The sequence below is a fragment of the Nonomuraea sp. NPDC052265 genome (assembly GCF_044547985.1).
In the GTDB taxonomy this organism is placed as follows: domain Bacteria; phylum Actinomycetota; class Actinomycetes; order Streptosporangiales; family Streptosporangiaceae; genus Nonomuraea.
The window spans coordinates 72,272-89,208 of record NZ_JBIUBJ010000022.1; the positions used below are offsets into that span (position 1 = coordinate 72,272).

The window sequence follows — 16,937 nt, forward strand, 5'->3', positions numbered from 1 at the left end:
AGGTGTCGGATGAGCGGGATAGTCGAAGGTCGCGTGGTGATCGTCACGGGTGCGGCCAGGGGCATCGGGCGCGGGCACGCGCTGGAGTTCGCCAGGCAGGGCGCGAAGGTGGTGGTCAACGACCTGGGCGCGGAGGTGGACGGCACGGGTTCGTCCGGGGCCGCCGCCGAGGTGGTGGCCGAGATCGAGGCGATGGGCGGCGAGGCCGTCGTCAACGGCGAGGACGTCTCCGACTTCGAGGGCGCCGAGCGCCTGGTGCGGGCGGCCGTGGACCACTTCGGCGACCTGCACGTGCTGGTCAACAACGCCGGGATCCTGCGGGACCGCATGCTGGTCAACATGACCATCGACGAGTGGGACGCGGTGATCAGGGTGCACCTGCGCGGCACGTTCGCGCCCCTGCGGCACGCCGCCGCCTACTGGAGGGCCAAGGCGAAGAGCGGCGAGCGGCTCGATGCCCGGATCATCAACACGACGTCGTCCTCCGGCATCTACGGCAACCCGGGCCAGGGCAACTACGGCGCGGCCAAGGCGGGCATCGCCGGGCTGACCGTGATCGCCGCCAGGGAGCTGGAGCGCTACGGCGTGACCGTCAACGCCATCGCCCCCGCCGCGCTCACCCGCATGACGGAGAACCTGATCCCGGCCGGGGCGACCGGCGCCGACCCCGACGACATCGCGCCGCTGGTGGTCTGGCTGGCCAGCGCCGAGGCGCGGGCCGTCACCGGGCGGGTGTTCAACGTGCGCGGCGGCATGATCAGCGTGGCCGAGGGCTGGCACGCCGGCCCCGGCGTGGACAAGGGCGCCCGCTGGGACCCGGCCGAGCTGGGCGCGGTCATCCCCGCCCTGGTGGACAAGGCCGCCCCCAACGCCCTGACCAACGGCCGCGTCTCCGGACGGGAGGACTGACATGCCGCTCGACCACTCGCTGATCGGCGTCGAGGGCCCGGCCCACGAGCGTACGTGGACCGCCAAGGACACCATGCTGTACGCGCTCGGCGTCGGCTCCGGCCTCGACGAGCTGGAGTTCGCCACCGAGAAGGGGCAGCGGGTGCTGCCGACGTTCGCGGTGCTGGCCGCGCAGTCGCCGGGGCGGCGGCTGGGCGACTTCGACCCGGCCCTGCTGGTCCACGCCGAGCAGGGCTTCGAGCTGCGCCGGGAGCTGCCGGCCGCGGGCGGCGTACGGACGACGTCGAAGGTGACGGGCATCTACGACAAGGGCTCGGGCGCGCTGGTGACCACCGAGGCCAGGGCGGTGGACCTGGAGACCGGCGAGCTGGTGATCGCCTCGTACAGCTCGGTGTTCATCCGGGGCGAGGGCGGCTTCGGCGGCGACCGGGGGCCGCGCGACGAGTGGGCGGTCCCGGACCGGGCGCCCGACCACAAGGTGACCTACCCGACCCGGCCGGACCAGGCGCTGGTCTACCGGCTGTCCGGCGACCACAACCCGCTGCACAGCGATCCGGCGTTCGCCGCCAGGGCCGGGTTCGACCGGCCGATCCTGCACGGACTGTGCACGTACGGGGTGACCGGGCGGGCGTTGCTGCACACGCTCGCCGGGTCGGACCCGTCGCGGTTCAGGGCGATGTCGGGCCGGTTCAGCAGCCCGGTGTTCCCGGGCGAGTCGCTGACCGTCTCCGTCTGGACCGACGGCGACGACGTGCTGTTCAGGACCGCCAAGGACGACGGGACAGTGGTGATCGACCGCGGGCGGGCGACGATCAGTCGTCGCTGAGCCCCCGGAGGGGATCGAGGCGGTGGATGAGCTTCATCGCCGCCTCGATGATCTCCCTGGCCTCCTCCTCGGTGTCGGAGGTGGCCACCTCGCGGGCGGCCTCGCCGATGATGCTGGTCAGCACCGCCACGGTGAACCGGTCGAGCGGGTCTCCACCGGCCCCGAGCAGGACGGCGTTCTGACGCACCCACTCGCGCCCCCGGGTGCGGCGGATCAGGTCGAAGCCGGGCGGGCCGTCGCCGTCGATGAAGAGCCTGACCAGGTCGCGCCGGTCCCAGGCGCCGTCGAGGTAGGCGCGCGCCCCGGCGATCAGCAGCTCGACGGGGTCGCTGACGCCCGCCTTCTTGGCCTTGGCGACGCTGGCGGCCGAGGCCTGCTCGTGGGCCGCCTGGTGGTCCTCGTAGAGGGCGAGGAACAGCTCGGTCTTGCCGCCGAAGTGGTGGTAGAGGCTGCCGACGCTGGAGCCGGCGCGGGCCACCACCTCCGAGACGTTGGAGTCGGCGAAGCCGTGCTCGCTGAAGACCTCACGGGCCGCCTGCAACATGCTCTTGCGCGTCTGAGCCGTCCGGCTCCACTCCCACGAGGACTTGCGTGCCATGCCGCCCATTCTATCCCGCCGAATTCTAGAATCTGATTCTTGACCAGGGCGGTACGGGGGCTAGAATCCAGTACTAGAGAACGATTCTAGAAATACAGGAGGCGGCCGTGGACTTCTCGCTCAGCCCGGAGGAACGGCAGATCCGCGACACCGTACGTTCCTTCGTCGAGAAAGAGATCATGCCGCTGGAGCCGGAGGTCCTGCGCAACGAGCGGGAAGGCCGTCCGGGGCTCGATCCCGAGGTCGTGCGCGACCTGCGCGCCAAGGCCAGGAAGTCCGGTTTCTGGGGCATCAACACCCCCGAGGAGTACGGCGGCGCGGCGCTCGGCCCGATCATGTCCGCGATCATCGCCATAGAGATGGGCCGCACGTTCGTGCCCTTCTCCTTCGGCGGCAGCGCCGACAACATCCTGTACGCCGGCACCGACGAGCAGAAGCGGCGCTACCTCATCCCCACCATCGAGGGCGAGCGGCGGTCCTGCTTCGCGATCACCGAACCCGGCGCCGGCTCCGACGCCCGCAACATCCACACCCGCGCCACCCGCGACGGCGCCGAATGGGTGATCAACGGCGAGAAGACCTTCATCACCGGCGGCAGCGAGGCCGACTTCGTCATGGTGTTCGCGGTGGCCGAGGGCCACGGCGTGACGTGCTTCCTGGTCGACCGGGACATGGGCTGGAAGTCCGAGCCCATCCCGACCATGGGCGAGTGGGGCCCGGCGGCGCTGGTGTTCGAGGACGTCAGGGTGCCCGAGGAGAACATCCTGGGCGAGCTCGGCAAGGGCTTCGAGCTTGCCATGCAGTGGATCGGGCAAGGACGTTACATGATCCCGGCCCGTGCCATCGGCTCCGCCGAGCGCATGCTCCAGATGGCCATCGACTACGCCAAGATCCGCAAATCGATGGGCCAGACCATCTCGGAGTACCAGGCCATCCAGTGGATGATCGCCGACTCCCAGGTGGAGATCGAGGCGGCCAAGTGGCTCACCCTCCACGCGGCCTGGCAGGTGCAGCAGGGCATGGACGCCCGGCACGCCTCCTCCATCGCCAAGCTCAACGGCGCCGTGATGGCCAACCAGGTCGTGGACCGGGTGCTGCAGATCCACGGCGGCATGGGATACACCAAGGAGCTGCCGGTCGAGCGGTGGTACCGGGAGCTGCGCCTGCTGCGCATCTTCGAGGGCACCGACGAGATCCAGCGCCGCACGATCGCCCGCAACCTCATCAAGGGCCACGCCAGGCTCGGCCTGATCGGAGAGTAGTCCCATGTCGGTCGAGGCATTGTTCAACCCGCGCTCGATCGCCCTGGTGGGGGCCACGGACAAGTCGGGCTGGTCGGTCAGCACGCTGCTGAACCTGCGTACCCACGGCTTCTCCGGGCCCGTCCACCTGGTCAATCCCAGGGGCGGGGTGGTGCACGGGTCGCCGGCCTTCCGCAGCCTGACCGAGATCCCCTCCCCCGTCGACCTGGCCTACGTCATGGTGCCGACGGGGGCGGTGCTCGGCGTGCTGAAGGAGGGCGCCAAGCTGGGCATCGGCTGTTACGTGATCCTCACGGCGGGGTTCGGGGAGGCGGGCGCGGAGGGCGCGCGGCTGGAGGCGGAGATCGCCGGGTTCGCCCGCGAGAACGGCCTGACGATCCTCGGGCCGAACGGCAACGGCTACATCAACGCCGCCGCCGACGTGACCCCGTACGGGCTGCCCATCCCCGAGCCGCTGCTGCGCGGGTCGGTCGGCGTGGTGCTGCAGAGCGGCGCGCTGGCCAGCTCGGTGCTCGGCTTCGCCCAGGCCCGCAACGTCGGCATCAGCCTGCTGACCTCGATGGGCAACGAGTCGGTCGTCACGGTCACCGACGTCGTCGACTACCTCGTGGACGACCCGGCGACCAAGGTCATCGCCCTGTTCCTGGAGACGATCAGGAACCCGGCCGAGTTCTCCCGGGTCGCGCGCCGGGCGCTGGCGGCGGGCAAGCCGATCGTCGCGCTCAAGATCGGCCGCAGCAGGCTGGCCTCGCACACCGCGCAGGCCCACACGGGCGCGCTCGTGGGCGACGACGACGTCATCGACGCCGCTATGCGTCAGCTCGGCGTGATCAGGGTGCGCTCGCTGGAGGACCTCATCATCACCTCCGGGCTGCTGGCCGCGACCGGCCCGCTGCCCGGCCGCCGGGTGGGCGTCGTCACGCCGTCCGGCGGCGCGTCGGAGATCATCGCCGACCGGGCCGAGGACGAGGGCCTGGAGCTGCCGCCCTTCGCCCCTGCGACGGTCGAGCGCCTGGCCGCGATCGTGCCGTCGTTCGGCACCGTCCAGAACCCGCTCGACGTCACCGGTTACGTCCTCGTCGACCGCACCCTGCTCGGCCGCGCCCTGGAGACAGTGACCGCCGATCCCGGCATCGACCTGGTCATGCTGCTGTCCGAACCGCCCAGGATCGCCCCGCCGGACCCCGCCCCCGTGCTCGCCATGTACGAGGCCAGCTCGCGGCGCATCGCCGAGTCGCCGGTGCCGGTCGTGGTGGTGAGCAACGTGCTGACCGACGTCACGGAGTTCGGGCGGCGGGTGCAGCACGAGACCGGGTTCCCGTACGTCATGGGCGGGATCGAGCACGGGCTGACCGCGATCGGCGCGGCGGTGCGCTGGTCGGAGGCCCACCGCGCGGCCCTCACCAGTGCCCCGGCCGAGCGCGCGGCGGTCACCGGCGCGCCCGAGGGCGCGGGCGGCGTGTGGGCCGAGCACCGGGCCGCCGCCCTGCTCGCCGCCGCGGGGCTGCCGGTGGTGCCGTCCGAGACCGCCGCGGACGAGGCGGCGGCGGTGGCGGCGGCCGAACGCTTCGGTTACCCGGTCGTGCTCAAGGCCGCCGCCGAAGGGCTCGGACACAAGAGCGACATCGGCGGGGTGCGGCTCGGGCTGTCCAGCCCCGAGGAGGTGCGGCAGGCCTACCGGGAGGTGGTGGCCGCGGCGCGGGCGCACGCCCCCGACGCGGGCGCCCTGATCCAGCCGCAGCGCGGTGGCGGGGTCGAGCTGCTGGTGGGCGTCGTGCGCGACCCGGCCTGGGGGCTCACCCTCGCGGTCGGGCTCGGCGGCGTCTGGGTGGAGGTGCTGCGGGACGCGGCCCTGCGCGTGCTGCCGGTGGACGTCGGCGAGGTCCGCCGGGCCCTGTCCGAGCTGCGCGGCGCGGCCCTGCTGGACGGCGCCAGAGGCACCGAACCGGCCGACCTGGACGCGGTGGCCGACGTGGTGACCAGGATCGCCGCCTTCGCCGAGAGCCTGGGCGACGACCTGGAGTCCCTGGAGATCAACCCGCTCCTGGTCACCGGCTCCCGCGTCGAGGCCCTGGACGCACTCATCACCTGGCGCCCGCCGGCCCCCTGACCTCGCTCACCCCGGGCGGGGCCCGCCACGTGCGGCCCCGCTCAGTGCCCGAGGCTCTTGAGCAGGATCATCACGGCTCCCAGGGCCCCCGAGCCGGCTCCGCAGAGCAGCCGGATCCAGAGCCGGTCGGTCTTCGGCGCCGCCGCGAAGAAGCCGAGCACGGTGAGCAGGACGACCGACACGGCGATCTCCAGGTACACCGACGCGTCCAGGGACATCGCCCCGGTCATCGCCAGGCCCAGGATGACCGTGAGCGGCACCAGCCCCCACAACATGCCGGTGGACCGCGTCACCGCGCCCCTGACCGCCTTGCGCACGTCCGGCGACCGGTCGCCGACGATCTCCGCGAACGCGTGCGCGATCCAGAACACGATGACCGTGCCGATCGCGGTCAGCAGCAGTTCGTCGGCGTCGCTGATGAAGTGCGAGAGCCCGGACACGACGCCGGCCGTCAGGATGGTCCCGTAGACCGACTCGCCGTTGACGAACCGGCCCACCCCGCGCGCGGCTCCCGTACTCACCCGACGAATCTAGTACGGCCCCCGCTCACGGCCGGGCTCCCGACGCGCCCGCCTGAAAAAGCCTTGGCCCCCGCCCCTTTCCGGAAAGCCTTCGCCTCCGACCTTTGTGGAAAGCCTTGGCCTCCGACCTTTGTGGAAAGCCTTGGCCTCCTACCCTTCCCGAAGCCTTGGCGCCCCGGCCTGGATCCTCAGGGGCCGGGGCGCCGCGGTGACGGCCGTCCGCGTCCGCAGCAGCGCGGGGCGCCGTCACCGGTCCGGCGGTCACCCTGTGGCTACTCGACCTCGATCGGCAGCTCGTAGACCTCCGTCGTGGGATGGCCGGCCTTCTCGTGCACCCGCATCACCGCCTCCTTCGACGGCCCCGAGGACAGGCAGAACACCTTGCCCGAGTCGGGATCGAGCCAGGCCCGCTCGAAGTGCACACCCTCGGCGCCCTCGACCGCGAGGTCCCGCTCGTGGGCCTCGCGCAACTGCTCCTCGGTGACACCGACGAAACCACTGTGCACGTCCATGAACTTCGGCATCGCCGTCTCCTCTCCTCATGGTCTTCCGCTTCCGATGGAGAGGCGTTCCATCCCGTTCCATCCCGTTCCATCGGCCGGTCCGGGCTCGCCTGCCCGGAGGGCCGACCGGGGAACCTAGGGCAGCCGCGAGGCCAGGACGAGCGTGGCGGCCGAGGCGAACATGCCGCCGTTGCCCAGCACCACGCTGACCTCGACGCCCGGCACCTGCGCCGCCGCCTCCCCCCGGAGCTGCCGCACCGACTCCTGGATGGCGAACATGCCGTACATGCCGGTGTGGGTGTAGGACAGCCCGCCGCCGTTGGTGTTCATCGGCAGCCGGCCGCCGGGTGAGGTGTGCCCCTCGGCGATGAACGCCCCCGCCTCGCCCCGGCCGACGAAACCCAGGTCCTCCAGCCCGTAGATGGGCACGTGGGCGAAGGCGTCGTACACCATCAGGTGGTCGACGTCCTCGTGCGAGATCTTGGCCTCGGCGAAGGCGGCCTCGCCGGACAGGCGGAAGCCCTTGGAGGTGGTGAAGTCCTCCATCTGCGAGACCATCGGGGCGTCCATGGCCTCGCCGGAGCCCAGCAGGTACACCGGCGAGCGGCGCGACAGCTCCTCCGAGGTGACCACCAGCGCGCCGCCGCCGTCCGTCACCAGGCAGCATTCCAGCAGGTGGAAGGGGTAGGCGACGACCTTCGACGCGAGCACGTCCTCGACCGTGAGCAGGTCGCGGTACATCGCCCGCGGGTTGCGGGAGGACCAGCGGCGCTGCGCGACCGCCACCTCGGCCAGTTGCTCGTGGGTGAGGCCGGTCTCCTTCATGTAGCGCAGCGCCGTGACGGTGAACGACGTCGGCGGCCCGACCACCCCGTACGGCAGCTCGAACTGCCCCAGCAGCGAGTCCGCGCCCAGCCCCCACCGGCCCGCGCCGACGCGCGACCTTCCCGACTCGCCGTGGGTGATCAGCACGGTACGGCACAGCCCGGCCCGGATGGCGGCGGCGGCGTGCCGTACGTGGAACAGGTACGACGACCCGCCCACCCCCGTGCCGTCGAGCCAGGAGGGCGTGATGCCGAGGGCGTGGGCGATCTGGATCGGGCCGGGCGTGCCGACCGTGGCGATGCCGTCGATGTCGTGTTTCGTCATGCCCGCGTCGGCTAGGGCGTTGCGCGCGGCCTCCAGGTGGAGCTGGAAGGTGGAGCGGTCCGGCAGGCGGCCGATCTCGTCGGTCTCGGCGGCCCCGGCGATCACGATGTTCATCGGGCGCCTCCGACCGGCTCGAAGAGCGGCACGTGCACGTCGCCGCGCCGCTCGAACACCACCCGCAGCTCCATGTCCAGCGGCAGGTCCTCGGGGGTGTTGGGCACGCCCACGATGTTCGTCATCATCCGCACGCCCTCCTCCAGCTCCACGACGGCGATGGCATAGGGTCCGTCGGCCTCGAAGCCGGGCGCGGGCCGGTGGTTGATGACGTACGAGTACAGGGTCGCGCGGCCCGTCGCGCGTACCCACTCCACGTCGCCGCCGCCGCAGTGGGGGCAGCTCGGACGGGGGTAGAAGTAGTGCCGCGCGCACGTCTGGCAGCGCTGGATCCTGAGCTCTCCCGCGGCCGTGCCGTCCCAGAACGGTTGGGTCTCGGGTGTGGGCTTCGGTGCCGGTTTCATCGGCCTCCCCAATCTAGTTCTAGAATCACACTCTAGATCTAGGTTCGGCTCCGAGGGAAGGCTCAGGACCTCAGGCGCGCGGCCCCAGGACTCAGGGGCTCGGGACGCCGTCGCCGTTGCGGCCGCGTCCCGCCAGCACCTCCTCCAGCGTCGGACGGGTCTCGTCCGGCTCGCGGAACCCCGGGCAGGCGAGCTGGATCAGCACGCCGTGCGCCTCCTTGGGGTGCAGGAACACCTCCTGCCAGCGCACGTCGGCCCGGTTGAGCCCGTGCAGCCGGTAGCCGCGCCCGGTGAGCCGCGCGACGGCCGCGTCCATGTCGCCGACGTGGAAGTTCAGGTGATGGACGCCGCCCCGCCCCCGGGTCAGCCCGAAGAAGCTGTCGAAGAACGTGGACCCGGCCAGCGGCTCCATGAGCTCGATCTTGCTCCCGTTCTGGTACGTGAGCTGCAGCGTGCGGTACCCGCTGACCCGGTTGTCACCCCCGCCCCCCAGGTGGCACCCCCCGAGCAGGTCGCGATAGATCGGCAGCAGGTCCCTGATCCGGGGAGCGGCCACGGCCGTGTGGTCGAAGGTCACGTCGAGGCCGTCAAGTTCCAGGTCCACGCACGGCTCCTCACTACGAGTGAATCCTAGAATTTGATTCTAATCACCTCATACCGGGTACGCACTCTTGACGTCGGCCGATGTGAGGAGCAGCATCTCAGAAATGGATTCTAGAGCTAGCTTCTAGAACTCATGACGGGGGGCCTAAGCTCGACAGAAAGGCTTGTCATGGGGCTGTCCTACGTCCGCGAGCTCGACGAGTACCCGACCGGCGCCCGCCGGATGAAGATCCTCACCATGGCCGTGCTGGCCATCCTCATCGGCTCCTACGAAGGGCAGATCGCGCCCGTCGTACCCCTCCTGCTCAAAGACCTGAACATGTCCCTGGCCACGTACGGCGCGGTGTCGGGGGCCGCGGCGGTGGCCGGGGCCATCGCCTCCATCCTGGGCGGCAGGCTCACCGACCGGGTCGGCCGGGTCCGTCTGCTCATCCCGCTCATGGCCCTCACCGCCGTGTGCTGCTTCGCCATGACGCTCGTGCACAGCCCGCGCGACCTGCTGATCGCCCGCATCCTGCTGGCCTTCGTGGACGGCGTGGCCATGGCCTCCACCGCCCCGCTGATCCGCGACTTCTCGCCCCGGCTCGGGCGGGCGCAGGCGTTCGGGTTCTGGACGTGGGGCCCGGTGGGCGCGAACTTCCTGGCCGCGGCCGTCGCCGGCTGGACGCTGCCGATCTTCAACGAGTCGTGGCGGTCGCAGTTCGTCATCATGGGCTGCTTCTCGCTGGTGATCTCGGTGGTGATCGCGTTCAACATCGCCGACCTGTCCCCCGAGCTGCGGGCCCGGATCCAGCACACCGAACGGGCCGCCGAGGAGGTCGTCGACCTGCAGCGCCCGCCCACCATCCGGTCGCTGTTCGCCCGGCGCAACATCTGGGCCCACGTCGTCGGCATCTCGCTCTGGCTGGTCCTCTACATCACGCTGTCGCTGTTCGGCCAGACGATGCTGGTGGGCTCGCTCGGCATCAGCAGCGCGCAGGCGTCCACGATCATGGCCGCGTTCTGGAGCCTCAACCTCATCACACTGATCGTCACCGGCCGCCTGTCGGACCGCCTGCAACTGCGCAAGCCGTTCTCGCTCGCCGGCACGATCGCCGCGGTCCTGGTCACCGCCTACCTCGCCGTCGCACTCGGCCAGGAAGGCATCTCCACCGGCACGCTCATGGTGGTCGGCGCCCTGCTCGGCGGCTCGCTCGGCGTCGCCTACGCCCCCTGGATGGCCAACTACTCCGAGGACGCCGAGGACGCCGACCCGCGCCTGCAGGGCACCGCCTGGGGGCTGTTCGGCTTCCTGAGCAAGGCGATCGCGGTGGTCGGGCTGCTGGTCATCCCGCACGTCGTGGCGGCGACGAGCTGGCAGACCTGGCTGTTCGTGGCGCTGGGCTGCCTGGTGCTGTTCATCCCGGCGATCCTGCTGTTCAACGGCCCGTGGCGGCGCACCGCCCCGGCCCCCGTACAGGTCGCCCTCACCGAAGCCGAAGGCTGACCCGCCCCCTCAGCAACCGAGACCCAACACTGACCCAGCCCTCAGCAACCGAGACCCAACACTGACCCAGCCCTCAGCAACCGAGACCCAACGCTGACCCGGCCCCTCAGAAGCCAAGGCCGAACGCTGACCCGGCCCCTCCAGACATGCGAAAAGCGGCGAGCCCCAAGAGGGGCCCGCCGCTCGTCGTCGGCTTCGGGACGTCAGTCCCGGTGCAGCTTCCGGTACGTCACCCGGTGCGGACGGGCCGCGTCGGCGCCGAGGCGCTCGATCTTGTTCTTCTCGTAGTCGGCGAAGTTGCCCTCGAACCAGAACCAGTTCGAGCCCTCCTCCCACGCGAGGATGTGGGTGGCGATGCGGTCGAGGAACCACCGGTCGTGCGAGGTGATCACCGCGCAGCCCGGGAAGTCGAGCAGCGCGTTCTCCAGCGACGACAGCGTCTCGGTGTCGAGGTCGTTGGTCGGCTCGTCGAGCAGCAGCACGTTGCCGCCCTGCTTGAGGGTGAGCGCCAGGTTGAGCCGGTTACGCTCGCCGCCCGACAGCACGCCGGCCTTCTTCTGCTGGTCGGGCCCCTTGAACCCGAACGCCGCGATGTAGGCCCGCGACGGCATCTCGACGTTGCCGACCTTGATGTGGTCGAGCCCGTCGGAGACGACCTCCCAGACGTTCTTGTTCGGGTCGATGCCGCCCCGGCTCTGGTCGGCGTAGGAGATCTTCACGGTGTCGCCGATCGTGATCGACCCCGTGTCCGGCGTCTCCCCACCCGTGATCATGCGGAACATCGTGGTCTTGCCGACGCCGTTGGGACCGATGACACCGACGATGCCGTTACGCGGCAGGTCGAACGTCAGGCTCTCCATCAGCAGGCGGTCGCCGAAGCCCTTGGTGAGCTCGTCGGCCCTGATCACCGTGGTGCCCAGACGCGGGCCCGGCGGGATCTGGATCTCCTCGAAGTCCAGCTTGCGGAACTTGTCGGCCTCGGCCGCCATCTCCTCGTACCGCTGGAGACGGGCCTTGCTCTTGGTCTGGCGGGCCTTGGGGTTGGAGCGCACCCACTCCAGCTCGTCCTCCAGGCGCTTCTTGCGCTTGACGTCCTTCTGGCCCTCGACCTTGAGACGCTGGGTCTTCATGTCGAGGTAGGTGGAGTAGTTGCCCTCGTAGGGGTAGCAGCGACCGCGGTCGAGCTCCAGGATCCAGTTGGCCACGTTGTCCAGGAAGTACCGGTCGTGGGTGACGGCCAGCACCGTGCCGGGGTACTTCTCCAGGTGCGACTCCAGCCACTGCACGCTCTCGGCGTCGAGGTGGTTGGTGGGCTCGTCGAGCAGCAGCAGGTCGGGGGCCTCGAGCAGCAGCTTGCACAGCGCCACGCGGCGGCGCTCACCACCGGACAGCTTGCTCACCTCGGCGTCGGGCGGCGGGCAGCGCAGGGCGTCCATCGCCTGCTCAAGCTGGCTGTCGACGTCCCACGCGTTGCGGTGCTCCAGCTGGTCCTGGAGCTTGCCCATCTCCTCCAGCAGCTCGTCGCTGTAGTCGGTGGCCATCTGCTCGGCGATCTGGTTGTAGCGCTCGAGCATCGCCATCGTCTCGGCGACGCCCTCCTGCACGTTGCCCAGGACGGTCTTTTCCTCGTTGAGCGGCGGCTCCTGCTGGAGCATGCCGACCGTGAAGCCCGGCATCAGCTTGGCATCGCCATTGGACGGCTGCTCCAGGCCGGCCATCATCCGGAGCAGCGTCGACTTACCGGTGCCGTTCGGCCCCAGGACACCGATCTTGGCTCCGGGCAGGAACGACAGCGTGACGTCGTCAAGGACAACCTTGTCGCCGTGCGCCTTGCGCACGCGCTGCAGCGTGTAGATGTACTCCGGCATGCTCCCTAGCTTAGAGGCTGCGCACCCAGGCTTCCGCCGCCCAGCCTTATTCACCTCCACCCTTCGCTTCCCCCACCACCCTCCAGCCCCTCCCCCCGCACCGTTGAGGCGTCCCCTCCATCCCACAGACCCGCCCCTCACGGGTCTCGCGGGACGGCCGCTGTGACAGCCGCTGTGACGGCCGCCTGTCCCGCCGTCCCGAAGGCCCTGCATCCGGCAGCGCGATGCCCCTCAGCGGCGCGACGGAAGTAGATCGAGCACACGAACGCCTGCCGGCCACCCTCGCCAGAACCCCGATCGGCCTGCTGCCGTCAACCCGACCCGCCACCCGTCAGCTCGACCTACTACCGTCACGCTCGACCCGCCACCGTCAGCTCGATCTGCTGCCGTCAGCTCGACCTCCTGCCGTCAGCGCCAATGACTGTCCCCGATGCCCGATGCCCGATGCCGAGCCGGTCACCACATACGTCCGCCCGGCGACTCCGGTGAATGACATCGCCTGTCCTTTCGGTCAGGGTTTCTCAGGGCTTGTCACTCGTACTGCGGCCGAAGAGCTCGACCAGTTCGTCTGCACAGAGGTCGGGGTCGAGCCCGGCGGCGAGGAGCGGGACCACGCTGTCGATCGAGGCCCGCAGGGCCGCCGCCATGACCCGCGGATCGAAGGGGCGGAAGACTCCGGCACGCTGCCCGTCCGTGAACAGGCCGGCCAACCGGTTCAGCGACTCGGTGTGGTGCCGTTCCCAGACACCTTGACCGCTGTTCAGGAGGATCTGCTGGAGCGCCCGCACCTGCGGCGAGTGGCCGGCGATGAACGCCACGTTCGCCCGGATGGCGATGGCGAGCAGTTCGCGGGCACCGGTCACGGCCTCCAGGGCGGGACGCATGTGGGCGTCGGCGTCGGCGGCGATCTGGTCGGCGACAGCCGCGAACAGCTCGTCCTTGCTGGAGAAGTGGTACGTGATCAGCCGACTGCTGCTGAGCCCGGCCTCCTTGCAGATGGCGTCGAAGGTGGTGGCCTGGTAGCCACGCTCGCCCAGCAGGGTGATCGCGGCACGTCGATCGCCGCCCGTCCGAGCCCTGTCTCGCTCAGCTATGCCCGGGTGGCCGCGTTGACGACCTTGACGGGCGCCTTCTCCCGGCCCCCCGGCTTCCTGCTCACATCCACGCTCGCCCCGCGAACCAGCTGATCGCCGCCGGTCAGCTTCACGACTTCGCCCTCCTGCGTACCGGGAAGCCACCCCCTGCCGTCGCCTGTTCGAGCCCTCCAGCCCCACCCGGCTGCGTCTTGATTGGCGCGCTGACGACTATGGCGAGCGCCTTTCACCCGGCTCCTGCCGCGCCCGGCGTTCCCTCGCCCGAAGGAGGCAGGGGTTGCGCGCACCACCGGCCGGCCCGTCATCCGACCACTGATCAACTACGACCGCCGGCCCGCCTTGACGCTCGTAGCCTCCCCCCGCACGTACAACGCCCTCGACACCAGCAGGCCCCAGCGCCCGAAACGTTCGACGTCCGACCCCAGACCTCCCCTCGACGGTAGGGGCGGCTCACACTGGCGGCCTCAGCGAACCGCGTCCTCCCTGACACCCCCTGACGCACCCGTCGTCACGCCCTCCGCGGTGGCGAGAAGTGCGGCGGCCGCGGCCCGTGCCCTGGTCGCCGGACGGGTCGAACGCTCACGTACCGCCGTGACGATGGCCCCGTCCACCAGCAGCACGAACAGGTGCGCCAGCTCGGCCGCCTCGGCCCGCCCGTCCCGCTCGATCAACCCCGCCACGTACGCCCGCACGCGCTCCTTGTGCTCGGCCGCCACCCGATGGGCCGCACTGTCCGGATCCGCCGTCTCGATCATGGTGTTGATGAAGGCGCACCCCCGGAAATCCGCCCGCGCGAACCGCTCGGCCAGGGCGTCGAAGACGTCCAGCGGGTGCCCGCCCAGAGCCTCCACCCGTTCGGCCAGCCATGCCCGCCACCGCTCGTCCCGCCGTCGCAACACCGCGACGACCAGGTCGTCCTTGCTCGGGAAGTGCCGGTAGAAGGAGGCGCGGCCCACCCCCGAGACGGTCAGGATCCGCTCGATCCCCACCGCCCTGATCCCCTCTGCGTAGAAGAGGTCCTCGGCGGCGTCGAGCAGTCGTTCACGGGCACGCGTGGGCATGCCTCCAAGCTATCCCGAACTTCCCTAAAACGGAACCATTCGGTATCGTCTTGCCCAGATGGAACCGACCGGTACCGTTTTGGAGACATCATGCCCCGCCTTCCGCAGTTGACAGAAGACCGTAACGGTTTGCTCGACCAGACCCGCCGCCAACTCGGCAAGGTCCCCAACCTGTACGCCGCCCTGGCCAACGGCCCCGCCGCCCTGGCCGGCTACCTCGCGATGCGCGAGCACCTCAGCTCGGGCACCCTCACCCCTCGGCTCAGGGAGCAGATCGCCCTGCTGGTCGCCCAGGAGAACCACTGCACGTACTGCGTGAGCGCGCACACCATGCGCGGCCGCCGTATGGGCATGTCCGACGAGGAACTCCTCAAGACCCGCCGGGGCGCCGACGACGATCCGCACGCGGCCGCCGTCCTGGCGATCACCCAGGCGATCATGCACTCAGGCGGCGCGGTGAGCGACGACGACCTGGACGCCGCACGGGCCGCCGGCGTCTCGGACGCGGAGCTCGCCGAGATCGTGGGCCACATCGCCCTCAACACCTTGTCCAACTACTTCAACCACCTTGCCCAGCCCGAGCTGGACTTCCCGGAGGTGCAGGCTTGAACCCCACCTGGAGAAGCGGCACCGTCGAACTCCTCGACGGCTACACGCTGAAGGACTCCGAGGGCCGCCGCGTGCCGACGGTGGAAGGAGTGCGGTTCGCCATCGAGGGCGGGTACCTCAACATCGAGGTCCCGGGCGTACCCCACATCCAGATCGTCTCAGCGCCTGCCGTCCGCCTCGTCACCTGCGACAGCGTCACCCCGTCCTGACGCCCCGAGGCGCACCGGCAGGCCGACACCACGAAGACAGGCCCCTGACCCGCACCCCCTCAGGCGCCTGCCCCCGGCAGGAACACGTTCGAGAGCGGCCACCCGAGAGGACCACCCGTCCCACCCGCAGAGGCCAATGCCCCTGATCGGGAACCGCAGCCCGATGCCGAGCAGAGCTCCAGAAACGAGGCGGCGACGGGGGCCCGAGGAGGTCACACGGCCTGCTCCTCAGGCGACGGCGGTTGCGGCGGCTGGACGACGGGGATGCAGACACGGTCCCGCCCCAGTTCCTTGGCCCGATAGAGAGCCAGGTCGGCGGCGGCCAGCAGGTCGATCAGGTCGTCACCGTGCACGCTCATCAGCGCGACCCCGACCGAGATCGTGATCCGGATCAACGTGTCATCCACCGGCGTGGCCATGTGCCCGATGTGCGTACGAAGACGTTCGGCGACTTGTCGGGCCTCGTCGACGTCCGCCCCCGGCAGCAGGACGACGAACTCCTCACCCCCGAACCGCCCCACCACGTCGGAGTCCCGCAGCTCCCTGCGCAACATGGACGCCACCCCGGCAAGCACCTCGTCGCCGACCAGATGACCGTGTGCGTCGTTCACACGCTTGAAGTGGTCGATGTCGATGATCAGCAGCGCCAGCGTCTCACCGCTGCGACGCGCCCGCAGGATCTCGGTGTCCGCCTCCCGCTGCCAGGCGGCCGCGTTGAGCAGCCCGGTCTTCGAGTCGGTACGCGCGGCGGCCTGCAACTGCGCATGCAACAGACTGCGCTGCAGCAGGACGACCGGCGGCAACGCGAGCACCAGCAGGGCGAGGTTGAGCCCGCACCCGATCGCGACCGTGACACCGAGGCACAACTCGACGATGTCGAGCAGCACGCTCTCCCTGTTCCACAGCACCTCCTGCCACGACCCCTCGGGATCGGACGTATGCGCCGCGACGGCGATGAGACCGATGTTGAGCAGGGAGAAGAGCACAGCGGCCGTCACCGCGTAGGCGATCGGCGGCCCGCTCCCCCGCGTCAGCACCCAGGGATCCGGGACGACCCAGTGAAAGGCCACCGACGCCGTACAGCCGGCCAGGCCGATGGCCGCCGAGCTGAACACCCGACGGTAGAGAACTGTGGCGCGGACGCGTACCTGGAGAAGGATCTGCAGCACGATCGGCGCGAAGAGGGCGTAGACCGGCGGCAGGAGCAGCGCGACCGGCAGCCACCAGGCCGACAACAGGTCGCGCGAGACCCCGGCGGGCATGCCCAGACGCCTGCTGGCCTCGATGCAGACCGCGCCGCACGCCATGAGAGCGGCAAAGGTCAGCAAATCCGGCCACTGGAAATCGGTAGATCTCGTGAACAAGGTGATCGCGACGGCATCTAGGGCGACAATGGCGCACAGGTACGCCACAAGCGGGCGCCGTTGCCCGAGCAATGGCCAGCGACCGGCCAGTCTTGACACACCGTCGCGAGACTTGATCGTGGCGTGACTGGTCGCCGCCATCTCGTCTCCTCCCTGACTAACGATGTGTAACACAATAATTGCGGAGTGTGCGTTATGCGATGGGAACCGCTACGTTGAAACGACCACGCCCGCTCACTCCGCGAGC

At 70.1% G+C, this 16,937-nt stretch carries 18 protein-coding genes; 8 read left to right on the top strand and 10 right to left on the bottom strand.

Features of this window, described 5'->3' with window-relative positions; genetic code table 11:
- The first annotated feature begins 9 nt into the window (after positions 1–9).
- Both ACIHAD_RS40385 and ACIHAD_RS40390 read left to right on the top strand, forming a co-directional pair.
- Positions 10–909, top strand: a complete 900-nt coding sequence (locus tag ACIHAD_RS40385) for an SDR family oxidoreductase (RefSeq protein ID WP_397360074.1) — start codon at positions 10–12, stop codon at positions 907–909.
- A gap of 1 nt (position 910) precedes the next feature.
- A complete protein-coding gene (locus tag ACIHAD_RS40390; protein WP_397360075.1) occupies positions 911–1,735 on the top strand; it encodes a MaoC/PaaZ C-terminal domain-containing protein in 825 nt (274 codons plus the stop codon).
- Here the strand turns inward: ACIHAD_RS40390 and ACIHAD_RS40395 are convergent.
- The gene (locus ACIHAD_RS40395; RefSeq protein ID WP_397360076.1) at positions 1,722–2,333 is read right to left on the bottom strand and encodes a TetR/AcrR family transcriptional regulator; all 612 of its coding nucleotides are present in this window, start codon (positions 2,331–2,333) and stop codon (positions 1,722–1,724) included. The genes ACIHAD_RS40390 and ACIHAD_RS40395 overlap by 14 nt on opposite strands.
- A 107-nt stretch (positions 2,334–2,440) precedes the next feature.
- On the opposite strand from ACIHAD_RS40395, the gene ACIHAD_RS40400 reads away from it, so the two are divergent.
- Together ACIHAD_RS40400 and ACIHAD_RS40405 are read left to right on the top strand one after the other, a co-directional pair.
- The gene (locus tag ACIHAD_RS40400; RefSeq protein ID WP_397360077.1) at positions 2,441–3,595 is read left to right on the top strand and encodes an acyl-CoA dehydrogenase family protein; all 1,155 of its coding nucleotides are present in this window, start codon (positions 2,441–2,443) and stop codon (positions 3,593–3,595) included.
- Positions 3,596–3,599: 4 nt separating this feature from the next.
- Positions 3,600–5,705, top strand: a complete 2,106-nt coding sequence (locus ACIHAD_RS40405; RefSeq protein ID WP_397360078.1) for an acetate--CoA ligase family protein — start codon at positions 3,600–3,602, stop codon at positions 5,703–5,705.
- Positions 5,706–5,746: 41 nt separating this feature from the next.
- Here the strand turns inward: ACIHAD_RS40405 and ACIHAD_RS40410 are convergent, their stop codons facing one another.
- The 5 genes from ACIHAD_RS40410 to ACIHAD_RS40430 all read right to left on the bottom strand — a co-directional run bounded on the left by ACIHAD_RS40410 (position 5,747) and on the right by ACIHAD_RS40430 (position 9,000).
- Positions 5,747–6,226 (bottom strand): hypothetical protein, encoded by a 480-nt coding sequence (locus ACIHAD_RS40410; protein ID WP_397360079.1) that lies wholly within the window; start codon positions 6,224–6,226, stop codon positions 5,747–5,749.
- Positions 6,227–6,498: 272 nt separating this feature from the next.
- Positions 6,499–6,750 (bottom strand): SCO4226 family nickel-binding protein, encoded by a 252-nt coding sequence (locus ACIHAD_RS40415; protein ID WP_125636368.1) that lies wholly within the window; start codon positions 6,748–6,750, stop codon positions 6,499–6,501.
- Between the two features lie 114 nt (positions 6,751–6,864).
- Complete coding sequence (locus ACIHAD_RS40420; protein ID WP_397360080.1) at positions 6,865–7,992, bottom strand: thiolase C-terminal domain-containing protein; 1,128 nt, start codon at positions 7,990–7,992, stop codon at positions 6,865–6,867.
- Positions 7,989–8,396, bottom strand: coding sequence for a Zn-ribbon domain-containing OB-fold protein (locus ACIHAD_RS40425; RefSeq protein WP_397360081.1), 408 nt, complete (start codon positions 8,394–8,396; stop codon positions 7,989–7,991). The genes ACIHAD_RS40420 and ACIHAD_RS40425 overlap by 4 nt, the downstream gene beginning before the upstream one ends.
- Positions 8,397–8,487: 91 nt before the next feature.
- Entirely contained in the window at positions 8,488–9,000 is a 513-nt protein-coding gene (locus ACIHAD_RS40430) for a VOC family protein (RefSeq protein WP_397360082.1), read from the bottom strand.
- A gap of 168 nt (positions 9,001–9,168) precedes the next feature.
- Between ACIHAD_RS40430 and ACIHAD_RS40435 the strand changes: the two genes are divergently transcribed.
- Complete coding sequence (locus ACIHAD_RS40435) at positions 9,169–10,485, top strand: MFS transporter (protein ID WP_397360083.1); 1,317 nt, start codon at positions 9,169–9,171, stop codon at positions 10,483–10,485.
- A 203-nt stretch (positions 10,486–10,688) separates the two neighbouring features.
- On the opposite strand, the gene ettA is transcribed toward ACIHAD_RS40435, so the two are convergent.
- The gene (gene ettA, locus ACIHAD_RS40440; RefSeq protein ID WP_397360084.1) at positions 10,689–12,353 is read right to left on the bottom strand and encodes an energy-dependent translational throttle protein EttA; all 1,665 of its coding nucleotides are present in this window, start codon (positions 12,351–12,353) and stop codon (positions 10,689–10,691) included.
- A gap of 521 nt (positions 12,354–12,874) precedes the next feature.
- Positions 12,875–13,351, bottom strand: a complete 477-nt coding sequence (locus ACIHAD_RS40445) for a TetR/AcrR family transcriptional regulator (protein WP_397360129.1) — start codon at positions 13,349–13,351, stop codon at positions 12,875–12,877.
- Here ACIHAD_RS40445 and ACIHAD_RS40450 point away from each other — a divergent pair.
- Positions 13,238–13,540 carry a hypothetical protein gene (locus tag ACIHAD_RS40450; protein WP_397360131.1) on the top strand — a complete coding sequence of 101 codons (303 nt, stop codon included), beginning with the start codon at positions 13,238–13,240 and terminating at the stop codon, positions 13,538–13,540. The genes ACIHAD_RS40445 and ACIHAD_RS40450 overlap by 114 nt on opposite strands.
- 371 nt (positions 13,541–13,911) lie before the next feature.
- On the opposite strand, the gene ACIHAD_RS40455 is transcribed toward ACIHAD_RS40450, so the two are convergent.
- Positions 13,912–14,508 carry a TetR/AcrR family transcriptional regulator gene (locus ACIHAD_RS40455; RefSeq protein WP_397360085.1) on the bottom strand — a complete coding sequence of 199 codons (597 nt, stop codon included), beginning with the start codon at positions 14,506–14,508 and terminating at the stop codon, positions 13,912–13,914.
- A gap of 129 nt (positions 14,509–14,637) precedes the next feature.
- Between ACIHAD_RS40455 and ACIHAD_RS40460 the strand changes: the two genes are divergently transcribed.
- Entirely contained in the window at positions 14,638–15,117 is a 480-nt protein-coding gene (locus ACIHAD_RS40460; RefSeq protein ID WP_397360087.1) for a carboxymuconolactone decarboxylase family protein, read from the top strand.
- Positions 15,114–15,326: a hypothetical protein gene (locus ACIHAD_RS40465; RefSeq protein WP_397360088.1), complete on the top strand. Its 213-nt coding sequence runs from the start codon at positions 15,114–15,116 to the stop codon at positions 15,324–15,326. Before ACIHAD_RS40460 ends, ACIHAD_RS40465 begins: the two co-directional genes overlap by 4 nt.
- A 212-nt stretch (positions 15,327–15,538) precedes the next feature.
- Here the strand turns inward: ACIHAD_RS40465 and ACIHAD_RS40470 are convergent, their stop codons facing one another.
- On the bottom strand, positions 15,539–16,654 hold the full coding sequence (locus tag ACIHAD_RS40470; protein WP_397360089.1) for a GGDEF domain-containing protein: 1,116 nt from the start codon (positions 16,652–16,654) through the stop codon (positions 15,539–15,541).
- Positions 16,655–16,937: the final 283 nt, after the last annotated feature.

Coding starts and splice junctions, on each gene's coding strand:
- ACIHAD_RS40385 (WP_397360074.1), top strand. CDS start 10: ATGAGCGGGATAGTCGAAGGTCGCGTGGTGATCGTCACGGGTGCGGCC.
- ACIHAD_RS40390 (WP_397360075.1), top strand. CDS start 911: ATGCCGCTCGACCACTCGCTGATCGGCGTCGAGGGCCCGGCCCACGAG.
- ACIHAD_RS40395 (WP_397360076.1), bottom strand. CDS start 2,333: ATGGCACGCAAGTCCTCGTGGGAGTGGAGCCGGACGGCTCAGACGCGC.
- ACIHAD_RS40405 (WP_397360078.1), top strand. CDS start 3,600: ATGTCGGTCGAGGCATTGTTCAACCCGCGCTCGATCGCCCTGGTGGGG.
- ACIHAD_RS40415 (WP_125636368.1), bottom strand. CDS start 6,750: ATGCCGAAGTTCATGGACGTGCACAGTGGTTTCGTCGGTGTCACCGAG.
- ACIHAD_RS40420 (WP_397360080.1), bottom strand. CDS start 7,992: ATGAACATCGTGATCGCCGGGGCCGCCGAGACCGACGAGATCGGCCGC.
- ACIHAD_RS40425 (WP_397360081.1), bottom strand. CDS start 8,396: ATGAAACCGGCACCGAAGCCCACACCCGAGACCCAACCGTTCTGGGAC.
- ACIHAD_RS40435 (WP_397360083.1), top strand. CDS start 9,169: ATGGGGCTGTCCTACGTCCGCGAGCTCGACGAGTACCCGACCGGCGCC.
- ettA (WP_397360084.1), bottom strand. CDS start 12,353: ATGCCGGAGTACATCTACACGCTGCAGCGCGTGCGCAAGGCGCACGGC.
- ACIHAD_RS40455 (WP_397360085.1), bottom strand. CDS start 14,508: ATGCCCACGCGTGCCCGTGAACGACTGCTCGACGCCGCCGAGGACCTC.